General features: G+C 64.2%; 14 protein-coding genes. 6 read left to right on the top strand and 8 right to left on the bottom strand.

Annotation, left to right across the window (positions count from 1 at the left end):
• Positions 1–6: 6 nt before the first annotated feature.
• The 8 genes from tldD to mreB all read right to left on the bottom strand — a co-directional run bounded on the left by tldD (position 7) and on the right by mreB (position 11018).
• Positions 7–1449 (bottom strand): metalloprotease TldD, encoded by a 1443-nt coding sequence (gene tldD, locus BM186_RS22245; protein ID WP_021488060.1) that lies wholly within the window; start codon positions 1447–1449, stop codon positions 7–9.
• Positions 1450–1451: 2 nt separating this feature from the next.
• Positions 1452–2300: a carbon-nitrogen hydrolase family protein gene (locus BM186_RS22240; protein WP_072423078.1), complete on the bottom strand. Its 849-nt coding sequence runs from the start codon at positions 2298–2300 to the stop codon at positions 1452–1454.
• Between the two features lie 49 nt (positions 2301–2349).
• Positions 2350–6171 carry a YhdP family protein gene (locus BM186_RS22235; RefSeq protein WP_074918466.1) on the bottom strand — a complete coding sequence of 1274 codons (3822 nt, stop codon included), beginning with the start codon at positions 6169–6171 and terminating at the stop codon, positions 2350–2352.
• A gap of 17 nt (positions 6172–6188) precedes the next feature.
• A complete protein-coding gene (gene rng, locus BM186_RS22230) occupies positions 6189–7646 on the bottom strand; it encodes a ribonuclease G (RefSeq protein ID WP_021488057.1) in 1458 nt (485 codons plus the stop codon).
• 103 nt (positions 7647–7749) lie between these two features.
• Positions 7750–8352, bottom strand: coding sequence for a Maf family protein (locus BM186_RS22225; protein ID WP_074918464.1), 603 nt, complete (start codon positions 8350–8352; stop codon positions 7750–7752).
• Positions 8353–8401: 49 nt separating this feature from the next.
• A complete protein-coding gene (gene mreD, locus BM186_RS22220) occupies positions 8402–8890 on the bottom strand; it encodes a rod shape-determining protein MreD (protein WP_074918462.1) in 489 nt (162 codons plus the stop codon).
• The gene (gene mreC / locus BM186_RS22215; RefSeq protein ID WP_074918460.1) at positions 8890–9849 is read right to left on the bottom strand and encodes a rod shape-determining protein MreC; all 960 of its coding nucleotides are present in this window, start codon (positions 9847–9849) and stop codon (positions 8890–8892) included. The genes mreD and mreC overlap by 1 nt, the downstream gene beginning before the upstream one ends.
• Positions 9850–9980: 131 nt before the next feature.
• Positions 9981–11018: a rod shape-determining protein MreB gene (gene mreB / locus BM186_RS22210; RefSeq protein ID WP_013714086.1), complete on the bottom strand. Its 1038-nt coding sequence runs from the start codon at positions 11016–11018 to the stop codon at positions 9981–9983.
• A gap of 240 nt (positions 11019–11258) precedes the next feature.
• On the opposite strand from mreB, the gene gatC reads away from it, so the two are divergent.
• The 6 genes from gatC (at position 11259) to BM186_RS22180 (ending at position 16543) form a co-directional block, all read left to right on the top strand.
• On the top strand, positions 11259–11546 hold the full coding sequence (gatC, locus tag BM186_RS22205; RefSeq protein WP_021488054.1) for an Asp-tRNA(Asn)/Glu-tRNA(Gln) amidotransferase subunit GatC: 288 nt from the start codon (positions 11259–11261) through the stop codon (positions 11544–11546).
• 15 nt (positions 11547–11561) lie between these two features.
• Complete coding sequence (gene gatA, locus BM186_RS22200; RefSeq protein WP_074918458.1) at positions 11562–13013, top strand: Asp-tRNA(Asn)/Glu-tRNA(Gln) amidotransferase subunit GatA; 1452 nt, start codon at positions 11562–11564, stop codon at positions 13011–13013.
• Positions 13014–13027: 14 nt separating this feature from the next.
• The gene (gene gatB / locus BM186_RS22195; protein WP_021488052.1) at positions 13028–14476 is read left to right on the top strand and encodes an Asp-tRNA(Asn)/Glu-tRNA(Gln) amidotransferase subunit GatB; all 1449 of its coding nucleotides are present in this window, start codon (positions 13028–13030) and stop codon (positions 14474–14476) included.
• A gap of 120 nt (positions 14477–14596) precedes the next feature.
• Entirely contained in the window at positions 14597–14971 is a 375-nt protein-coding gene (locus BM186_RS22190; RefSeq protein WP_394327915.1) for a septal ring lytic transglycosylase RlpA family protein, read from the top strand.
• 91 nt (positions 14972–15062) lie between these two features.
• On the top strand, positions 15063–16157 hold the full coding sequence (locus tag BM186_RS22185) for a calcium/sodium antiporter (protein ID WP_072423084.1): 1095 nt from the start codon (positions 15063–15065) through the stop codon (positions 16155–16157).
• 2 nt (positions 16158–16159) lie between these two features.
• Positions 16160–16543 (top strand): carboxymuconolactone decarboxylase family protein, encoded by a 384-nt coding sequence (locus tag BM186_RS22180; RefSeq protein ID WP_072423085.1) that lies wholly within the window; start codon positions 16160–16162, stop codon positions 16541–16543.
• Positions 16544–16590 lie beyond the last annotated feature (47 nt).

Raw genomic sequence — 16590 nt, 5'->3', positions numbered from 1 at the left:
TTCGCTTTACGCACCGGTGCCGCCAACGGTGATCGCGTCGATCTTCAGCGTCGGCTGGCCGACGCCCACCGGCACCGACTGACCGTCTTTGCCGCAGGTGCCGACGCCGCTGTCCAGGGCCAGGTCATTGCCGACCATGGACACTCGGCTCATGGCCTCCGGGCCATTGCCGATCAAGGTGGCGCCTTTGACCGGCGCAGTGATCTTGCCGTCCTCGATCAGGTAGGCCTCACTGGTGGAAAAGACGAACTTGCCGCTGGTGATGTCCACCTGGCCGCCGCCAAGGTTGGCGCAGTAGATACCCTTCTTCACCGAACGGATGATTTCCTCCGGGTCACTCTCGCCCGCCAGCATGTAGGTATTGGTCATGCGCGGCATCGGCAGGTGCGCGTAGGATTCACGACGACCGTTGCCGGTGGCGGCCACACCCATCAGGCGGGCGTTGAGCTTGTCCTGCATGTAGCCCTTGAGCACGCCGTTCTCGATCAGCGTGGTGCACTGGGTCGGCGTGCCTTCGTCATCGACGCTGAGCGAACCACGCCGCCCGGCCAGGGTGCCGTCATCGACGATGGTGCACAGGCTGGAAGCGACCTTCTGCCCGACCTGACCGCTGTAGGCCGAACTGCCCTTGCGGTTGAAGTCGCCTTCCAGGCCGTGGCCGACCGCCTCGTGCAATAGCACGCCGGACCAGCCGGCGCCCATCACCACCGGCATGCTACCGGCAGGCGCGGCGATGGCTTCGAGGTTGACCAGCGCCTGGCGCAGCGCCTCGCGGGCGTAGCCCATGGCGCGGTCTTCATCGAGGAAATAGCGGTAGTCAGTACGCCCGCCGCCGCCATGGCCACCGCGCTCGCGGCGGCCGTTCTGCTCGACGATGACGCTGACATTGAAGCGCACCAGCGGGCGGATATCGGCGCTGAGGCTGCCGTCGTGGGCCGCCACCAGAATGCGATCCCAGACCCCGGCCAGGCTCACGGTGACCTGCTTGATGCGCGGGTCGAGCGCGCGCGTGGCACGATCGATACGCTGCAGCAATTCGACCTTCTCGGCGCGGCCCATCACGTCCAGCGGGTTGCCCTCGGCATACAACTGGGTCACCTGCGGGCTGACGAAAGCCTGCACGCGGCCCTGCTGGCCGGCACGCGAGATCGAACGTGCGGCCTGGGCAGCTTGCGTCAGCGCATCGAGGCTGATGGCGTTGCTGTACGCGAAACCGGTTTTCTCGCCGGACTGGGCGCGCACACCGACGCCCTGATCAAGGTTGAAACTGCCTTCCTTGACGATGCCATCCTCCAATACCCAGGTTTCCGAAACCTGGCTTTGAAAGTACAGGTCGGCGGCATCGATGCCGGGACCTGCGACTTCGCCCAGTACGCTGCTGAGGCTGTCGAACGTCAGGTTACCGGGCGCAAGCAGATGCTCGCTGACGGATTGCAACATCGTATTCATGGTCACTCCACAACGATCGGACGCGGTACGTCCGATGAAAAGAATCGGCGGTGCTGCTGCACCGGCATGCGTTGGCGAATGTTCGCCTGCTCGGCGGCATCGCGGGGGGCCAGCAAGGCCCCCTCCCCCTGATCCTGCTCGACCAGCACCTGACCCCAGGGGTCGATGATCGCCGAGTGACCGAACGTCAGACGCTGACCGGGGTGCTCACCACCCTGCCCGGCCGCCAGGACATAGCACTGGGTTTCGATGGCGCGGGCACGGGTCAAGACCTGCCAATGCGCGGCACCGGTCACGGCGGTGAAGGCTGCCGGTACGCTGATCAGCTCGGCGCCGGCTTCGCGCAGTGCACCGAACAGCTCAGGGAAGCGCAGGTCGTAGCAGACCGTCAGGCCCAGGCGCCCCACCGGTGTATCTGCCACCACGACGCCCTGACCATGGGCAAAATCATCGGACTCGCGATAACGGCCACGGTTGTCGGCCACGTCAACATCGAACAGGTGCAGCTTGTCGTAACGGGCCACACGCTCGCCCTGATCGTCGATCAGCAGTGAGCAGGCGTGCGGTTTGCCGTCAGCATCATCGTCTGGAGGCAGCGGCAAGGTGCCGGCCACTATCCATAAACTGAGGTCACGAGCAGCGCGTTTCAACCAGGGCAGGATCGGTCCCTCGCCCAAGGCCTCGGCGCGACCGATGGCAGCCAGGTCGCGGCGGCCCATGGCAGCGAAATTCTCGGGCAGCACGGCGAGGCGCGCACCACCCTGTGCGGCACGCTCCAGCATACGGCGAGCCAGACGCAGATTGGTTTGCACGTCGTCCTGGCTGACCATCTGGATTACAGCGAGATTCATGGCGACACTCTTTGCGGCTTGGTGTAACAGCCTACGCCAAGACGCAACCTCATTGCGGTTTTTCGAAGGGCTTGTCGAAGCTGATCTCCGGGTCCTGCATCGGGCCCTTGACGTCGTACTGCACACTGGCAAAGCGCGCGACCTTGTCACCGAGCAATTTATCCACCACGAACAGCGCCCCACCAACCGCCGGGGCGCCGACGATCAGCGCCGCCAGCGGCAGGTTGTTGGTCACCGGCAGGGTCACCAGCAGCTTGGCGTCGATGCGCTCGTTGCGCATGTCGAGATTGCCATTGAGCTCCAGGTTGCTCGAAGGCCCACTCAGGGTGATTGGCTCATGCGTCATGAACAGGCCATTGGTCGCCTGCAGGTTACCCTTGACCCGGTCGTAACTCAGCCCCTTGCCCAGCAGGTCGGAGAAATCCAGACGCAGGCGGCGGCCAATGGAGTTGAAGTTGAGCAGGCCGAACACGCGCAGCGCCTGAGCCGAGCCCTGCACTTCGACGAACTGACCTTTGCGCAGCGAGGCGTCGAGATTGCCGGAGAAGCGCTTGAGCGAGAACCAGGCCGGCGAACCGGGCCAATTGCCGTCGGCGTCCACCCGGAAACTTTCACTGGTGACGCTGGGGGCGAAATCCCAAGCCTTGAGAACATCGCTGAGATCCTTGCCCTGCAGACGTCCCTTGTACCAACTGCTGGTGTTGCCCGGCGTACCACGCCAACCGGCGCTACCGCCGATCTTCAGCCCCTGCAGGTCGAGGTCGAGCTCCTCGAAGCGCACGCCCTGCTCCTCCGGGCGCACCTTGAGCGACCAGGCGCCCAGCACCTTGTCACCGCGCTGCACGCGCTCGATGGCGATATCCAGCGCCGGAATCTGACTGGGGTCGAAATCGGTCAAGGGATCGGGCGCATCGCTGGCCTTCGCCGCCTCAGGATCCGGCGCCGGCAGCCGCACGTGCCGCAGATCGATGCGAATAGGCACGCCCTCGGCATCAGCCAGCAACACACGCCCGGCGGCCAGCTCACTGTCGAGCTGCAAGGCCCAGCCCTGAGCTTCTCGCTCCAGGCCAAGCGTCAGCTGCTCGACCTCCTGACCAAAGCCGCGGAAACGCCCGATATCCAGCCGCGCACTACGCAGCAGACGCTGGCTGTCAGCGTCCACCTTGACCGGATGATCGGTGCCCAGCTGCTTCCAGGCATCCAGGTCCAGCTCGTCCAGACGCCCACGCACTCGCAGCCCCTGGCCGGGCGGCAAGCCGGCAGCGCCGCCACCAAGCACCAGTTCACCGCGGCCATCTGCCAGCGCCCCCGGGGGCGCGGCCAGACTCAGGCTGACCAGCTCGCCATAATTCGCCCAGTAACGACGCTCGCGCCCGGCAAGGGTCATGCGCCAATCGGTATCACGCTCCTGCTGCGCCGCCTTGCCGAAGGGCGCCGGCAGATCGATCGCCACACCGCGCAGGTTGGAATCGACGCGCAGCTTGCTGTCATCGCCATCCAGGGTCAGGCGCAGGCGATAAGGCAATAGTCCGCTGGCCGGTAGTTTCGCCGGCCCACCCAGCCACTGGCTGAGGGTATCGACCTGAACCTGTCCACGTAGATCGAACAACGTACGCGCCTGCCCACGTGCGCCCTCGGCGCGGATATTGCCGCGCACCTGGCGCCCGAAGACCTCGGCGCGAACGTCCGGCGCGCTGAGCCCGGCAGCGCTGTCGAAGCGAAACGCCCCCTGCACCTTGCTCAGTTGCAGGTCGGGATTGGCCAGTTTGAGGTTGGCACCCTCGGTGGCGAAGTCCACCACCACACCGGGCGGCTGTCCTTTCTGTAACGGAATATCCAACTGCAGGCGCCCGGCCAGAGGCCCCTCGCCCTGCCAGCCGTCGAAGATTTCCGCTGTTCCCAGTGGTGCCTCTTGCAACAGCTTGATGGCATCACTCAGGCTGCTCTGCACCTCACCATCGAGCTGCAGGCGCGGCGGCTTGCCGTCGTGCAACAGCGGAATATTGGCCACGACATTACTGACTGTGCTTTCCTGCAAGCGCCCGCTCTGCAGACGCACGCGCACTGCATCATCCTCGATCAGCACCTCACCCACGCCCTCGCGCAGCGACGGCCAAGCGGGCTGGAAGGCCAGCTCGGCATCCTTGACCTTGAAGAACAGGCTGAGGCTGCGTGCCCCCAGCGAGGCCCCCTTGTTCAGCGAGCCCTGATACTGGAAGTAGCCTTCTTCGACATGGCCAGCACGAATGGCAGTCTTCAGCCATTGGTCGAGCTCGGCGCTCATACCCGGCGCGCGGCTCGGCAAGTACTTCTCGGTGTAGGACGCGTCGCCGTCACGCATGCCGACACGCAGGTCCATGTAGTCCTCGGCCTCTGGGTCGCGCAGCAGGCGAATCAGCATGTCACCGGCGACCTGTCCCTCCTCGCCGTCGACGCGCATGTAGGGGCTGTACAAAGTCAGGCCGGTTTCACTCCAGTCCCAGCTCAACCGCGCCTGGGCATGGCGATAGCGCCAGGGCTTGGGGAACAGTTGATCCAGATGCAGCGCGAAATTCTCGCTGTTCAGGCGCAGTTCACCCTGGAACATATTGCCCGAGGCACTGCCACTGACATTCTCGGCAGCCGGCGCACCCTGATAGGCCTGAATGCCCACCCTGTCCAGATTGGCAGCGAACTGCAGGCGCTCGGCGCCTTCACGTTGCGGGTAATAGTCGAGCAGCAGGTTGTTGACCGCGCCCACCGGAGCCAGCGCGACCAGAACATCGCGGGCCTGGTCGGGCATCGGCATAAGCGCCTGCACCAGCGGCGCCCAGGCCGCCAGATCGAGGCGATCGGCGCTCAGCGCCCAGCGCTCGTCGGTTTCGCCTTCATCGCCCTGCTTCAGATTCAGGTGTAGCTCGCCGATGCGCTGCTCACCATGGGTCAGGGCCAGGGAGTCGATCTGCGCCCGCACGCCCTGCTTGTCTTGAGAGAAGAAGGCATTGAAGGCCAGGTCCTTGAGCGTCACTGCCTCATGCTTGGCCTGGCCGCCGACCAGCTCGGGGGCATGCAGACGCAAGGCGCCCTTGTCCAAGGCCAGGCCACGGCCCTCCAGCCACAGCTCTCCGCCTGCCTGCAGACGCTGTAGCTGCCAGTCACCGAGCAGCGATTTCGGCAGCCAGGTCGCCCAGTCGCTCTGCGGCAGGCTCAGATAAAGCTCGGACTGCGCCTCGCGCCAGGTCCTGGGCTGCATGCGCGTGCGCAGTCGCAGCGCCACAGGCTGACCATCGGGCAACAGCAGGCGGCCGTCGAGGCGCTGACTGTTGCTGCCATAGCGCAGGCTCAGGTTGACGTAGCTGAGCAGCAGCGGCTCCTGATCGAGCGGCTGCAGCACCACGCGACTGTCGAGCAGACTGATGCGGTGCACGATCTGCAACTGCTCCAGCAACTGTTCGACATTCAGCTCGGGACCGCTGCGCTGTGGCACCCCTTGCAGCTGCCAGCCGCCGTCGGCGTTCTGCTGCACATTCAGCTGCAGACCGTCGAACTGCAGGTGAGCGATACGCGGCTGGCGGGCCAGCAGGCTGCCACCCACATCCGGCACCAGTCGTACGCGCTCCAGGCTCAGGCCGTCCTCTTCGCTACCCAGGCGCACGTCATGTGCCTCCAGCACCGGGGCAAAGCCCTGCCAGCGACCTTCGAGGCGACCGATCCGCACCGGTACACCCAGCTGCGCCGTGGCACGATCTTCCAGTTCGAGCCGATATTCAGCCACCAGCGGCACCAGCTCACGGCCCAGGCTGACGTACAGCGCAGCCAGCACCAGTACAGCGGCGCACAGACCCAGGCCCCAGCGCAGCAACGCCGCAAACAGGCGCGCCAGGGCGTTCACCTCAACAGTCGCCGTGCTCAGAGCAGCACCACGTCGTACTGTTCCTGGGAATACATGGTTTCCACCTGGAACTTGATGGTACGTCCGATAAAGGCTTCCAGATCGGCGACGTTGCCCGATTCTTCATCCAGCAGACGATCGACCACCTTCTGGTTGGCCAGCACCCGATAGCTTTCCGCCTGATAGGCGCGGGCCTCACGCAGAATCTCGCGGAAGATCTCGTAGCAGATGGTCTCCGGCGTCTTCAACTTGCCGCGCCCCTGGCAGGCACTGCAGGGCTCGCAGAGAATCTGTTCGAGGCTTTCGCGCGTGCGCTTGCGAGTCATCTGCACCAGGCCGAGTTCGGTGATGCCGATGATGTTGGTCTTGGCATGATCACGCTCGAGCTGCTTCTCCAGGGTGCGCAGTACCTGGCGCTGGTGCTCTTCGTCTTCCATGTCGATGAAGTCGATGATGATGATGCCGCCCAGGTTGCGCAGACGCAGCTGGCGGGCAATGGCCGTGGCTGCCTCGAGATTGGTCTTGAAGATGGTTTCTTCGAGTGTGCGATGACCAACGAAGGCACCGGTGTTGACGTCGATGGTACTCATCGCCTCGGCGGGATCGACCACCAGGTAACCGCCGGACTTCAGCGGCACCTTGCGCTCCAGTGCGCGCTGGATTTCGTCCTCGACACCGTACAGGTCGAATATCGGCCGCTCGCCAGGATAGTGCTCGAGACGATCAGCGATCTCCGGCATCAATTCGGCGACGAACTGGGTGATTTTCTGGAAGGTTTCCCGCGAGTCCACGCGAATCTTCTCGGTCCGCGGGCTGACCAGATCACGCAGGGTGCGCAACGCCAGGGACAGATCCTCGTAGATCACCGTGGGCGCCTTGCAGTTCTGGATCTGCGCACCGATCTGATCCCAGAGGCGGCGCAGATAACGGATGTCGATCAGAATTTCATCAGCACCTGCGCCCTCGGCAGCGGTACGCAGGATGAAGCCGCCGGCCTCCTCGATGCCTTCGGCGGCGACGCAATCGGCGACCACCTGCTTGAGGCGCTCGCGCTCTGCTTCGTCTTCGATCTTCAGGGAAATACCGACATGACTGGTGCGTGGCATGTACACCAGATAACGCGAAGGGATCGACAACTGAGTGGTCAGACGCGCCCCCTTGCTGCCGATGGGGTCCTTGGTGACCTGCACCACCAGGCTCTGCCCTTCGTGCACCAGGGCGCTGATCGGCTCCACCGCAGTGCCCTCGCGGGTGGAAATCTCGGAAGCATGAATGAAGGCTGCACGCTCCAGGCCAATATCGACGAAGGCCGCCTGCATGCCGGGCAGCACGCGCACCACCTTGCCTTTGTAGATGTTGCCGACGATGCCGCGCTTTTGCGTGCGCTCGACGTGCACTTCCTGCAGCACGCCATTTTCCACCACCGCCACGCGCGACTCCATCGGCGTGATATTGATCAGAATCTCTTCGCTCATGCATCCATCCTGGTGATCATGCCGGCCGGGCCAATGCACCGCCCCGCGGACTCAAGCTTTCGGGCACGTCCAAAAAACTACCTATGCTGCCACCGCCTGGGGTTTAGTGCGGCCCTTGCGTCGGCAACTGCCAGCAGGCAATACCGAATTCGCCAAGCAGCTCTGCAGTTTCGCACAGCGGTAGACCGACCACTGCCGAATAGCTGCCCTGCAATTGGTTGACGAACACGGCCGCCAACCCCTGGATACCATAACTGCCCGCTTTGTCACATGGTTCGCCGCTGGCCCAGTAGGCCTCGATTTCCGCCTCGCTGATAGGACGAAAGCTCACGTCGCTGCTGACCACTCGGGCCGCCTCGCGGCCACCACCGACCAACGCCACGGCCGTCAGCACCTGATGGCTGCGCCCGGACAGGGCCAGCAGCATGGCGCGCGACTCATTGAAGTCCGCCGGTTTGCCGAGAATGCGTCCATCGAGCACCACAGCGGTGTCGGCACCCAACACCACGGCATCGTCACGCCCGCCCAAGGCGAGCAGACCGGCGCGCGCTTTCTCACGCGCCAGACGCTCTACATAGGCTGCTGGCGGCTCATCTGGCAATGGGGTTTCGTCTATCGAAGCGATTTGCGTGACGTAAGGCACAGCGATCTGAGCCAGCAATTCACGGCGACGGGGCGAGGCAGAGGCCAGAAACAGCTCGGCCATGCGGGTATCTCCCTTGGCGAACCGCGGCCAGCCGTGCGGCAGGCCGCGTTCAGTTGACGTTGAGGCGCAGGTGCAGACCGCGCAGGATGGCGCAGATCCAGGGCCACAGCAGAGCGCTGACCAGTGCCGGCAGGACGAAGGCCAGGGTTGGAGGACGACTACCGGTCAGGGCATTGAGCCACAGCTGAACCAGCTGGGCGAGACCGAACACCACCATCAGCACCATGCTCTGCTGCCACATGGGAAACATGCGCAGGCGCTGGTGCAAGCTCAGCACCAGAAAGGTGATCAGGGTGAGAATCAAGGCGTTCTGCCCGAGCAGGGTGCCGAACAGTACGTCCTGCGCCAGGCCAAGAATCCAGGCGGTGGTCATGCCGACGCGATGCGGCAAGGCCAGTACCCAATAGGTGAGAATCAAGGCGACCCACAGCGGGCGACCGATCTGCATGAATTCGGGCAACGGCGAAACACTGAGCAACAAACCGAGCGCCAGGCTCAGCCAGATCGCCCAGCCGTTACGGGGCTGTACGCCAGCCATCAGTTGGTCTCCTGTGCAGGGGCGTCAGCAGCCGGCTCGCCACTGCGCGCCTGCTCGGCTTCGCGGTCGGCGGCTTCCTGGGCCTCGGCGGAATCGTTGGCGCGCTGCTCGGGCGTGCGCCGGTCGGAGAACACCAGCAGCAGGTAACGGCTGCGATTGAGCGCAGCGGTCGGTACGGCACGGACGATGGCGAAAGGCTGGCCGGAGTCATGAATCACTTCCTTGACCGTGGCCACCGGGTAGCCGGCCGGGAAGCGCTGGCCCATGCCGGAGCTGACCAGCAGATCGCCCTCCTTGATATCGGCGGTATCGGCGACGTGACGCAGCTCCAGGCGCTCCGGGTTGCCGGTGCCGACGGCAATGGCGCGCAGGCCGTTGCGGTTGACCTGTACCGGGATGCTGTGGGTGTTGTCGGTGAGCAACAGCACGCGCGAGGTGTAGGGCATGATCTCGACCACCTGGCCCATCAGACCACGCGCATCGAGCACCGGCTGACCGAGGAACACGCCATCCTTCTCGCCCTTGTCGATCAGGATGCGGTGGGTATAGGGGTTGGGATCAACGCCGATCAGCTCACCGACCAGCACCTCCTCGTCCACCAGCGCGGCGGAGTTGAGCAGTTCGCGCAGACGCACGTTCTGCTCGGTCAGCGCTGCCAGCTTCTGCAGCCGGCGCTGCAGCAGCAGGGCCTCAGCCTTGAGCTTCTCGTTCTCGGCCATCAGTTCGCTGCGCGAGGAAATCTGCTGAGTTGCCCCATCCCAGACGCGTACGGGCACATCGGCCAGCCAATAGAAAGGCGTGAGCACCAGCCCCATCTGGCTGCGCAGCGGCTTGAGCGTCTCGAAGCGGGCATCGACCACCATCAGCACCGCCGACAGTACGGCAAATACCAGCAGACGAATGCCCAGCGAGGGACCTTTGGCGAAGAGCGGCTTAATGACCTGCTCCTCGTGCGCCACAGGGGCGGAAAGCGCGCGAATTCATGCGAAAGGCAAACCGGTCAGGCGAAGGTTGGGCCGAGTGTACTGCAATGCTCGAATATGCGCGTGCCGCCCGAAAGCGGCACGACAGCGAGCCACTAGCGAACCCCTTACTCGGTGGAGAGCAGGTCCATGGCGTGGCGGTCCATCATTTCCAGGGCCTTGCCGCCGCCACGAGCGACGCAGGTCAGCGGGTCTTCGGCGACGATTACCGGCAGGCCGGTTTCCTGGGAGAGCAGCTTGTCCAGGTCACGCAGCAGCGCGCCACCACCGGTCAGCACCAGGCCGCGCTCGGCGATGTCCGAAGCCAGCTCGGGTGGCGATTGCTCCAGCGCGCTCTTGACCGCCTGGACGATGGTCGCCAGGGATTCCTGCAGCGCTTCGAGCACCTCGTTGGAGTTGAGGGTGAAACTGCGCGGTACGCCTTCAGCCAGGTTGCGGCCGCGTACGTCGACTTCACGGATCTCGCCGCCCGGGTAAGCAGTACCGATTTCCTGCTTGATGCGCTCAGCGGTACCTTCACCGATCAGCGAACCGTAGTTGCGGCGTACGTAGGTGATGATGGCTTCGTCGAAACGGTCGCCGCCGACACGGACGGATTCGGCATAGACCACACCGTTCAGGGAAATCAGGGCGATCTCGGTGGTACCACCGCCGATGTCGACGACCATCGAACCGCGCGCCTCTTCGACCGGCAGGCCGGCACCGATGGCAGCGGCCATCGGCTCTTCGATCAGGAACACTTCCCGGGCACCGGCACCAAGGGCCGATTCACGAATGGCGCGGCGCTCGACCTGAGTCGACTTGCACGGCACACAGATCAGCACGCGCGGCGACGGCTGCAGGAAGCTGTTCTCGTGAACCTTGTTGATGAAGTACTGCAGCATCTTCTCGCAGACGCTGAAGTCGGCGATCACGCCGTCCTTCATCGGGCGAATCGCGGAGATGTTGCCAGGCGTACGGCCGAGCATGCGCTTGGCCTCGGTGCCGACGGCCACGACGCTCTTCTGGTTGCCGTGGGTACGGATCGCGACCACGGACGGCTCATTCAGGACGATACCGCGCTCGCGCACATAAATAAGGGTATTGGCAGTCCCCAGGTCGATCGACAGATCGCTGGAAAACATGCCACGCAGTTTCTTGAACATTAGGAAGGGACCCTAGGCAACGCGTGGGTGAAGGCCAGGCGCGGAAAAACGCGCAGGTAAAAAGTGCGGCAAACTCTAACAACGGCAGGGATTTTGAGCAAGGCGGCAATATGGTAGATTGCCTGTTTTTCCGGGCCTTGTAGCTGCGCATCGCGGCCTTTGACCGCCGGCTCGCGACATCCGTTCCCTGCAGCCGCTTACCGATGCCCCCTCTGTCACACTTCCACTGGAGAACCCCCGATGGCGCTTGAACGCTCCGAGGTGGAAAAAATCGCCCACCTGGCCCGCCTGGGTCTGAACGAAGGCGATATTCCGCAAACCACCGAGACCCTGAACAGCATTCTCGGTCTGATCGACCAGATGCAGGCCGTCGACACCCAGGGCATCGAACCCCTGGCCCACCCGCTGGAAGCGACCCAGCGCCTGCGTGCCGACGTGGTCACCGAGAGCAACCAGCGCGACGCCTACCAGGCCATCGCCCCGGCTGTGGAAAGCGGCCTGTACCTCGTGCCGAAAGTCATCGAATAAAGGAAAGGGCTCGACATGCATCAACTGACCCTGGCCGAGATCGCCCGTGGCCTCGCCGACAAGCAATTCTCCGCCGAAGAGCTGAGCCGCAACCTGCTGGCGCGCATCGCGCAGCTCGACCCGCAGCTCAACAGCTTCATCACCGTCACCGCAGATCTGGCCATCGAACAGGCCAAGGCCGCGGACGCCCGTCGCGCTGCCGGCGAAAACAGCCCGCTGCTCGGCGCACCGATCGCCCACAAGGATCTGTTCTGCACCAACGGCGTGCTGACGTCCTGTGGCTCGAAGATCCTTACCGGCTTCAAGGCCCCCTACGACGCCACCGTGGTGGAAAAACTCAAGGCCGCCGGCACCGTCACGCTGGGCAAGCTGAACATGGACGAATTCGCCATGGGCTCGGCCAACGAGTCCAGCCACTACGGCCCGGTGAAGAACCCCTGGGACACCAGCCGCGTACCGGGCGGCTCCTCGGGTGGTTCGGCCGCAGCGGTCGCTGCACGACTGCTGCCGGCCGCCACCGGCACCGACACCGGCGGCTCGATCCGTCAGCCGGCTGCGCTGACCAACCTCACCGGCATCAAGCCGACCTATGGCCGCGTCTCGCGCTGGGGCATGATCGCCTACGCCTCCAGCCTCGATCAGGGCGGCCCGCTGGCCCGTACCGCCGAAGACTGTGCGCTGCTGCTGCAAGCCATGGCCGGCTTTGACACCAAGGACAGCACCAGTGTCGATCAGCCGGTGGATGACTACCTGGCCGCCCTCGCCCAGCCGCTGGCCGGCCTGCGCATCGGCCTGCCGAAGGAGTACTTCGGCGCCGGCCTCGATGCACGCATCGGTGAGAAGGTGATGGCCGTGGTCGAAGAGCTGAAAAAGCTCGGCGCCACCGTCAAGGACATTAGCCTGCCGAACATGCAGCACGCGATCCCCGCCTACTACGTGATCGCACCGGCCGAGGCCAGCTCCAACCTGTCGCGCTTCGACGGCGTGCGTTTCGGCTATCGCTGCGAGAACCCGAAAGACCTGCAGGACCTGTACAAGCGCTCGCGCGGCGAGGGCTTTGGTGCTGAGGTCAAACGGCGCATCATGGTCGGCACCTATGCGCTGTCCGCCGGCTACTACGACGCCTACTACATCAAGGCCCAGCAGATTCGCCGGCTGATCAAGAACGACTTCGTCGCCGCCTTCAAGGACGTCGACGTGATCCTCGGCCCGACCACGCCGAATCTGGCCTGGAAGCTCGGCGAGAAGAACGCAGACCCGGTGTCCGCCTACCTGGAAGACATCTACACCATCACCGCCAACCTGGCCGGCATCCCCGGCCTGTCGATGCCAGCCGGCTTCGTCGATGGTCTGCCGGTGGGCGTGCAGTTGCTCGGCAACTATTTCCAGGAGGGTCGTCTGCTCAATGTCGCGCACCAGTACCAACAGGTCAGCGACTGGCATAAACACGCACCGAGCGGCTTCTGAGGAAGGATCAAGACATGCAATGGGAAACCGTGATCGGGCTTGAGATCCACGCTCAGCTCAGCACCCAATCGAAGATTTTCTCGGCCAGCGCCACTACCTTTGGCGCCGAGCCCAACACCCAGGCCAGCCTGGTCGACCTCGGCATGCCCGGCACCCTGCCGGTGCTGAACGCCGAAGCCGTGCGCATGGCCTGCCAGTTCGGCCTGGCCATCGACGCCGAGATCGCCGAACGTAACGTCTTCGCGCGCAAGAACTACTTCTACCCGGACCTGCCCAAAGGCTATCAGACCAGCCAGATGGATCACCCCATCGTCGGCAAGGGCTTCCTCGACATCACCCTGGAAGATGGCACCGTCAAGCGCATCGGCATCACCCGTGCGCACCTGGAAGAGGACGCTGGCAAGAGCCTGCACGAAGACTTCCACGGCATGAGTGGCATCGACCTGAACCGTGCCGGCACGCCGTTGCTGGAGATCGTTTCCGAGCCGGACATCCGCTCGGCCAAGGAAGCCGTGGCCTATGTGAAGGCCATCCACGCCCTCGTGCGTTACCTGGGCATCTGCGACGGCAATATGGCCGAAGGCTCGCTGCGCTGCGACTGCAACGTCTCGGTGCGCCCGAAAGGCCAGGCAGAGTTCGGCACCCGCGCCGAGATCAAGAACGTCAACTCGTTCCGCTTTATCGAGAAGGCCATCAACCACGAGGTACAGCGCCAGATCGAACTGATCGAGGACGGCGGCAAGGTGGTGCAGGAAACCCGCCTGTACGATCCGAACAAGGATCAGACCCGCTCCATGCGCAGCAAGGAAGAAGCCAACGACTACCGTTACTTCCCCTGCCCGGACCTGCTGCCGGTGGTGATCGAACGTAGCTTCCTCGACGAACTGCGCGCCGGCTTGCCCGAACTGCCTCCGCAGAAGCGCGAGCGTTTCGAAAGCCAGTTCGGCCTGTCCACCTACGACGCCAGCGTACTGTCTGCCAGCCGCGAACTGGCCGATTACTTCGAGGCGGTGGAGAAGACCTGCGGCGATGCCAAGCTGTCGGCCAACTGGGTGATGGGTGAGCTGTCCAGCCTGCTCAACAAGGAAGGCCTGGAGATCGAGCAGTCGCCAGTGTCTGCCGAGCAACTGGGCGGCATGATCCTGCGCATCAAGGACAACACCATCAGCGGCAAGATCGCCAAGATGGTCTTCGAAGCCCTGGCCGCCGGTGAAGGCGCCAGCGCCGACGAGATCATCGAGAACAAGGGCCTCAAGCAGGTTACCGACTCCGGCGCCATCGAAGCCATGCTCGATGAAGTGCTGGCCGCCAACGCCGAGCAGGTCGAGCAATACCGCGCCAGCGACGAAGCCAAACGCGGCAAGATGTTCGGTTTCTTCGTCGGCCAGGCCATGAAAGCCTCCAAGGGCAAGGCCAACCCGGGACAAGTGAACGAACTGCTGAAGAAGAAGCTCGAAGGCTGAGCCAGGCCGGCTCGCTCACGCTAGCTGCAACGACGCCGGGCTCGCCCGGCGTTTTTCATGGAGACCGCGAACATGACGATGCGTAGCCCGGATGCAATCCGGGAACCTTCACTGCCCCGGATGGCATCCGGACTACAGACATGGGCACTGCTCGGTGCACTCGCCCTGCTGGGCGGCTGCTCCACCTTCGGCGGCGGCTCAGGCAGCAGCGAAACCGGCAAGGCCTCCTATTACGGTGACCGCCACCACGGCCAGCGCACCGCCAGCGGCGAACGCTTCGATCAGAACGCGCTGACCGCCGCGCATCGCACCCTGCCGTTCGGCACACGGGTACGGGTCACCAACCTGAACAACGAGCGCAGCGTGGTGCTGCGCATCAACGACCGCGGCCCCTTCGTGCGTGGTCGCGTCATCGACGTTTCCCGCGCCGCCGCCGTGCGCCTTGACATGCTGCGCGCAGGCGTGGTGCCGGTCAGGGTCGAGGCGCTGGACTGAGGAACAATTGGCAACAAAATCTTTCCGCCGCCCCTGGCGGCCAATAATGCCGTCGCTACACTAGCCGCACTTTTTTCGGAGCTACCCTGCAATGACCCTGATGACCTATGTCTACCTGATTGCCGGCCTGGTGCTGCTGGTTGCCGGCGCAGAGGTATTGGTACGCGGCGCCGCCAAGCTGGCCGCACAGTTCGGCATTCCGCCCCTGGTGATCGGCTTGACCGTGGTGGCCTTCGGCACCAGCGCGCCGGAAACGGCGGTCAGCGTGCAATCGGCCTTCAACGGCAGCGGCGACCTGGCCATCGGTAACGTGATCGGCAGCAACATCGCCAACGTTCTGCTGATTCTGGGCGTGACCGCTCTGGTCGCACCGCTGGTTGTCTCACGCCAGCTCATTCGCCTCGACGTGCCCATCATGATCGGCGCCAGCCTGGTCACCTTCGGCCTGGCCTGGGATGGGGAACTGAGCCGTTTCGATGGTGCCTTGCTGTTCGCCGGCGTGCTGGCCTATACCGGTTTCCTGATCTACAGCGCGCGCAAGGACAAGGGCGGCGACGATGACGAATTCGCCAAGGAATTCGGTCTCGACGAGGCGCCCAAGCCCTATGCCTGGGCGATCAACCTCGGCCTGATCATCGCGGGCCTGGTGCTGTTGGTGGTGGGTTCCAACTTCCTGGTCGAAGGCGCCGTGCAGCTGGCGCGCGCACTGGGCCTGTCCGAGCTGGTGATCGGCCTGACTGTGATCGCCATCGGCACCTCACTGCCGGAGCTGGCCACCTCGATCATCGCGGCGTTCAAGGGCGAGCGCGACATCGCCGTGGGCAATATCGTCGGCAGCAATATTTTCAACCTGCTCTGCGTGCTGGGCCTGGCCTCGCTGGTGTCGCCGGCAGCCATTCCAGTGGCCGCCAATGCGCTGGCTTTCGACTTCCCGGTAATGATCGCGGTGGCCGTGGCCTGCCTGCCGATCTTCTTCAGCGGCTACCGCATCAACCGTTGGGAAGGCTTGCTGTTCGTGGGCTACTACGTGGCCTACACCCTGTATCTGGTGATGTTCAGCACGGGCCGACCGCTGGCTCAGACCTTCGGTGACGCGATGATCGGCTACGCACTGCCGCTTACCGCCATCACCCTGGTGATCATCGCCGGGCGTGCCTGGCACAAACAACGCGGCGAGCAGGTATGAGCATGAGTGATAACCATGATCGCGGTGTGCAGGTGCGCCGTGAGGTGATGGGCGACGCGTTCGTCGACCGCGCCCTGGGCAACGCCACCGAGTTCACCCAGCCGCTGCAGGATTTCGTCAACGAGCATGCCTGGGGCGGCGTGTGGACGCGCAGCGGCCTGCCGCGCGCGACCCGCAGCCTGATCACCCTGGCTGCGTTGACCGCACTGAAATGCCCGCAGGAACTCAAGGGCCACGTGCGCGGCGCGCTGAACAACGGCTGTACGGTCGAAGAAATCCGCGAAACCCTGCTGCACTGTGCGGTGTATGCCGGCGTGCCGGCCAGCATCGACGCCTTCCGCGCGGCACAGGAAGTGATCGACGAGTACCAGAGCAACGCCTCGTAAGAGCTGGCTTACCGGCGATCCGTTAATCGCCGGCAAACCGCCCCCTG

The sequence above is a fragment of the Ectopseudomonas toyotomiensis genome (assembly GCF_900115695.1).
GTDB lineage: Bacteria > Pseudomonadota > Gammaproteobacteria > Pseudomonadales > Pseudomonadaceae > Aquipseudomonas > Aquipseudomonas toyotomiensis.
Note: the sequence above shows the minus strand (reverse complement) of the source record. Positions and strands in the feature narration are given on the sequence as shown.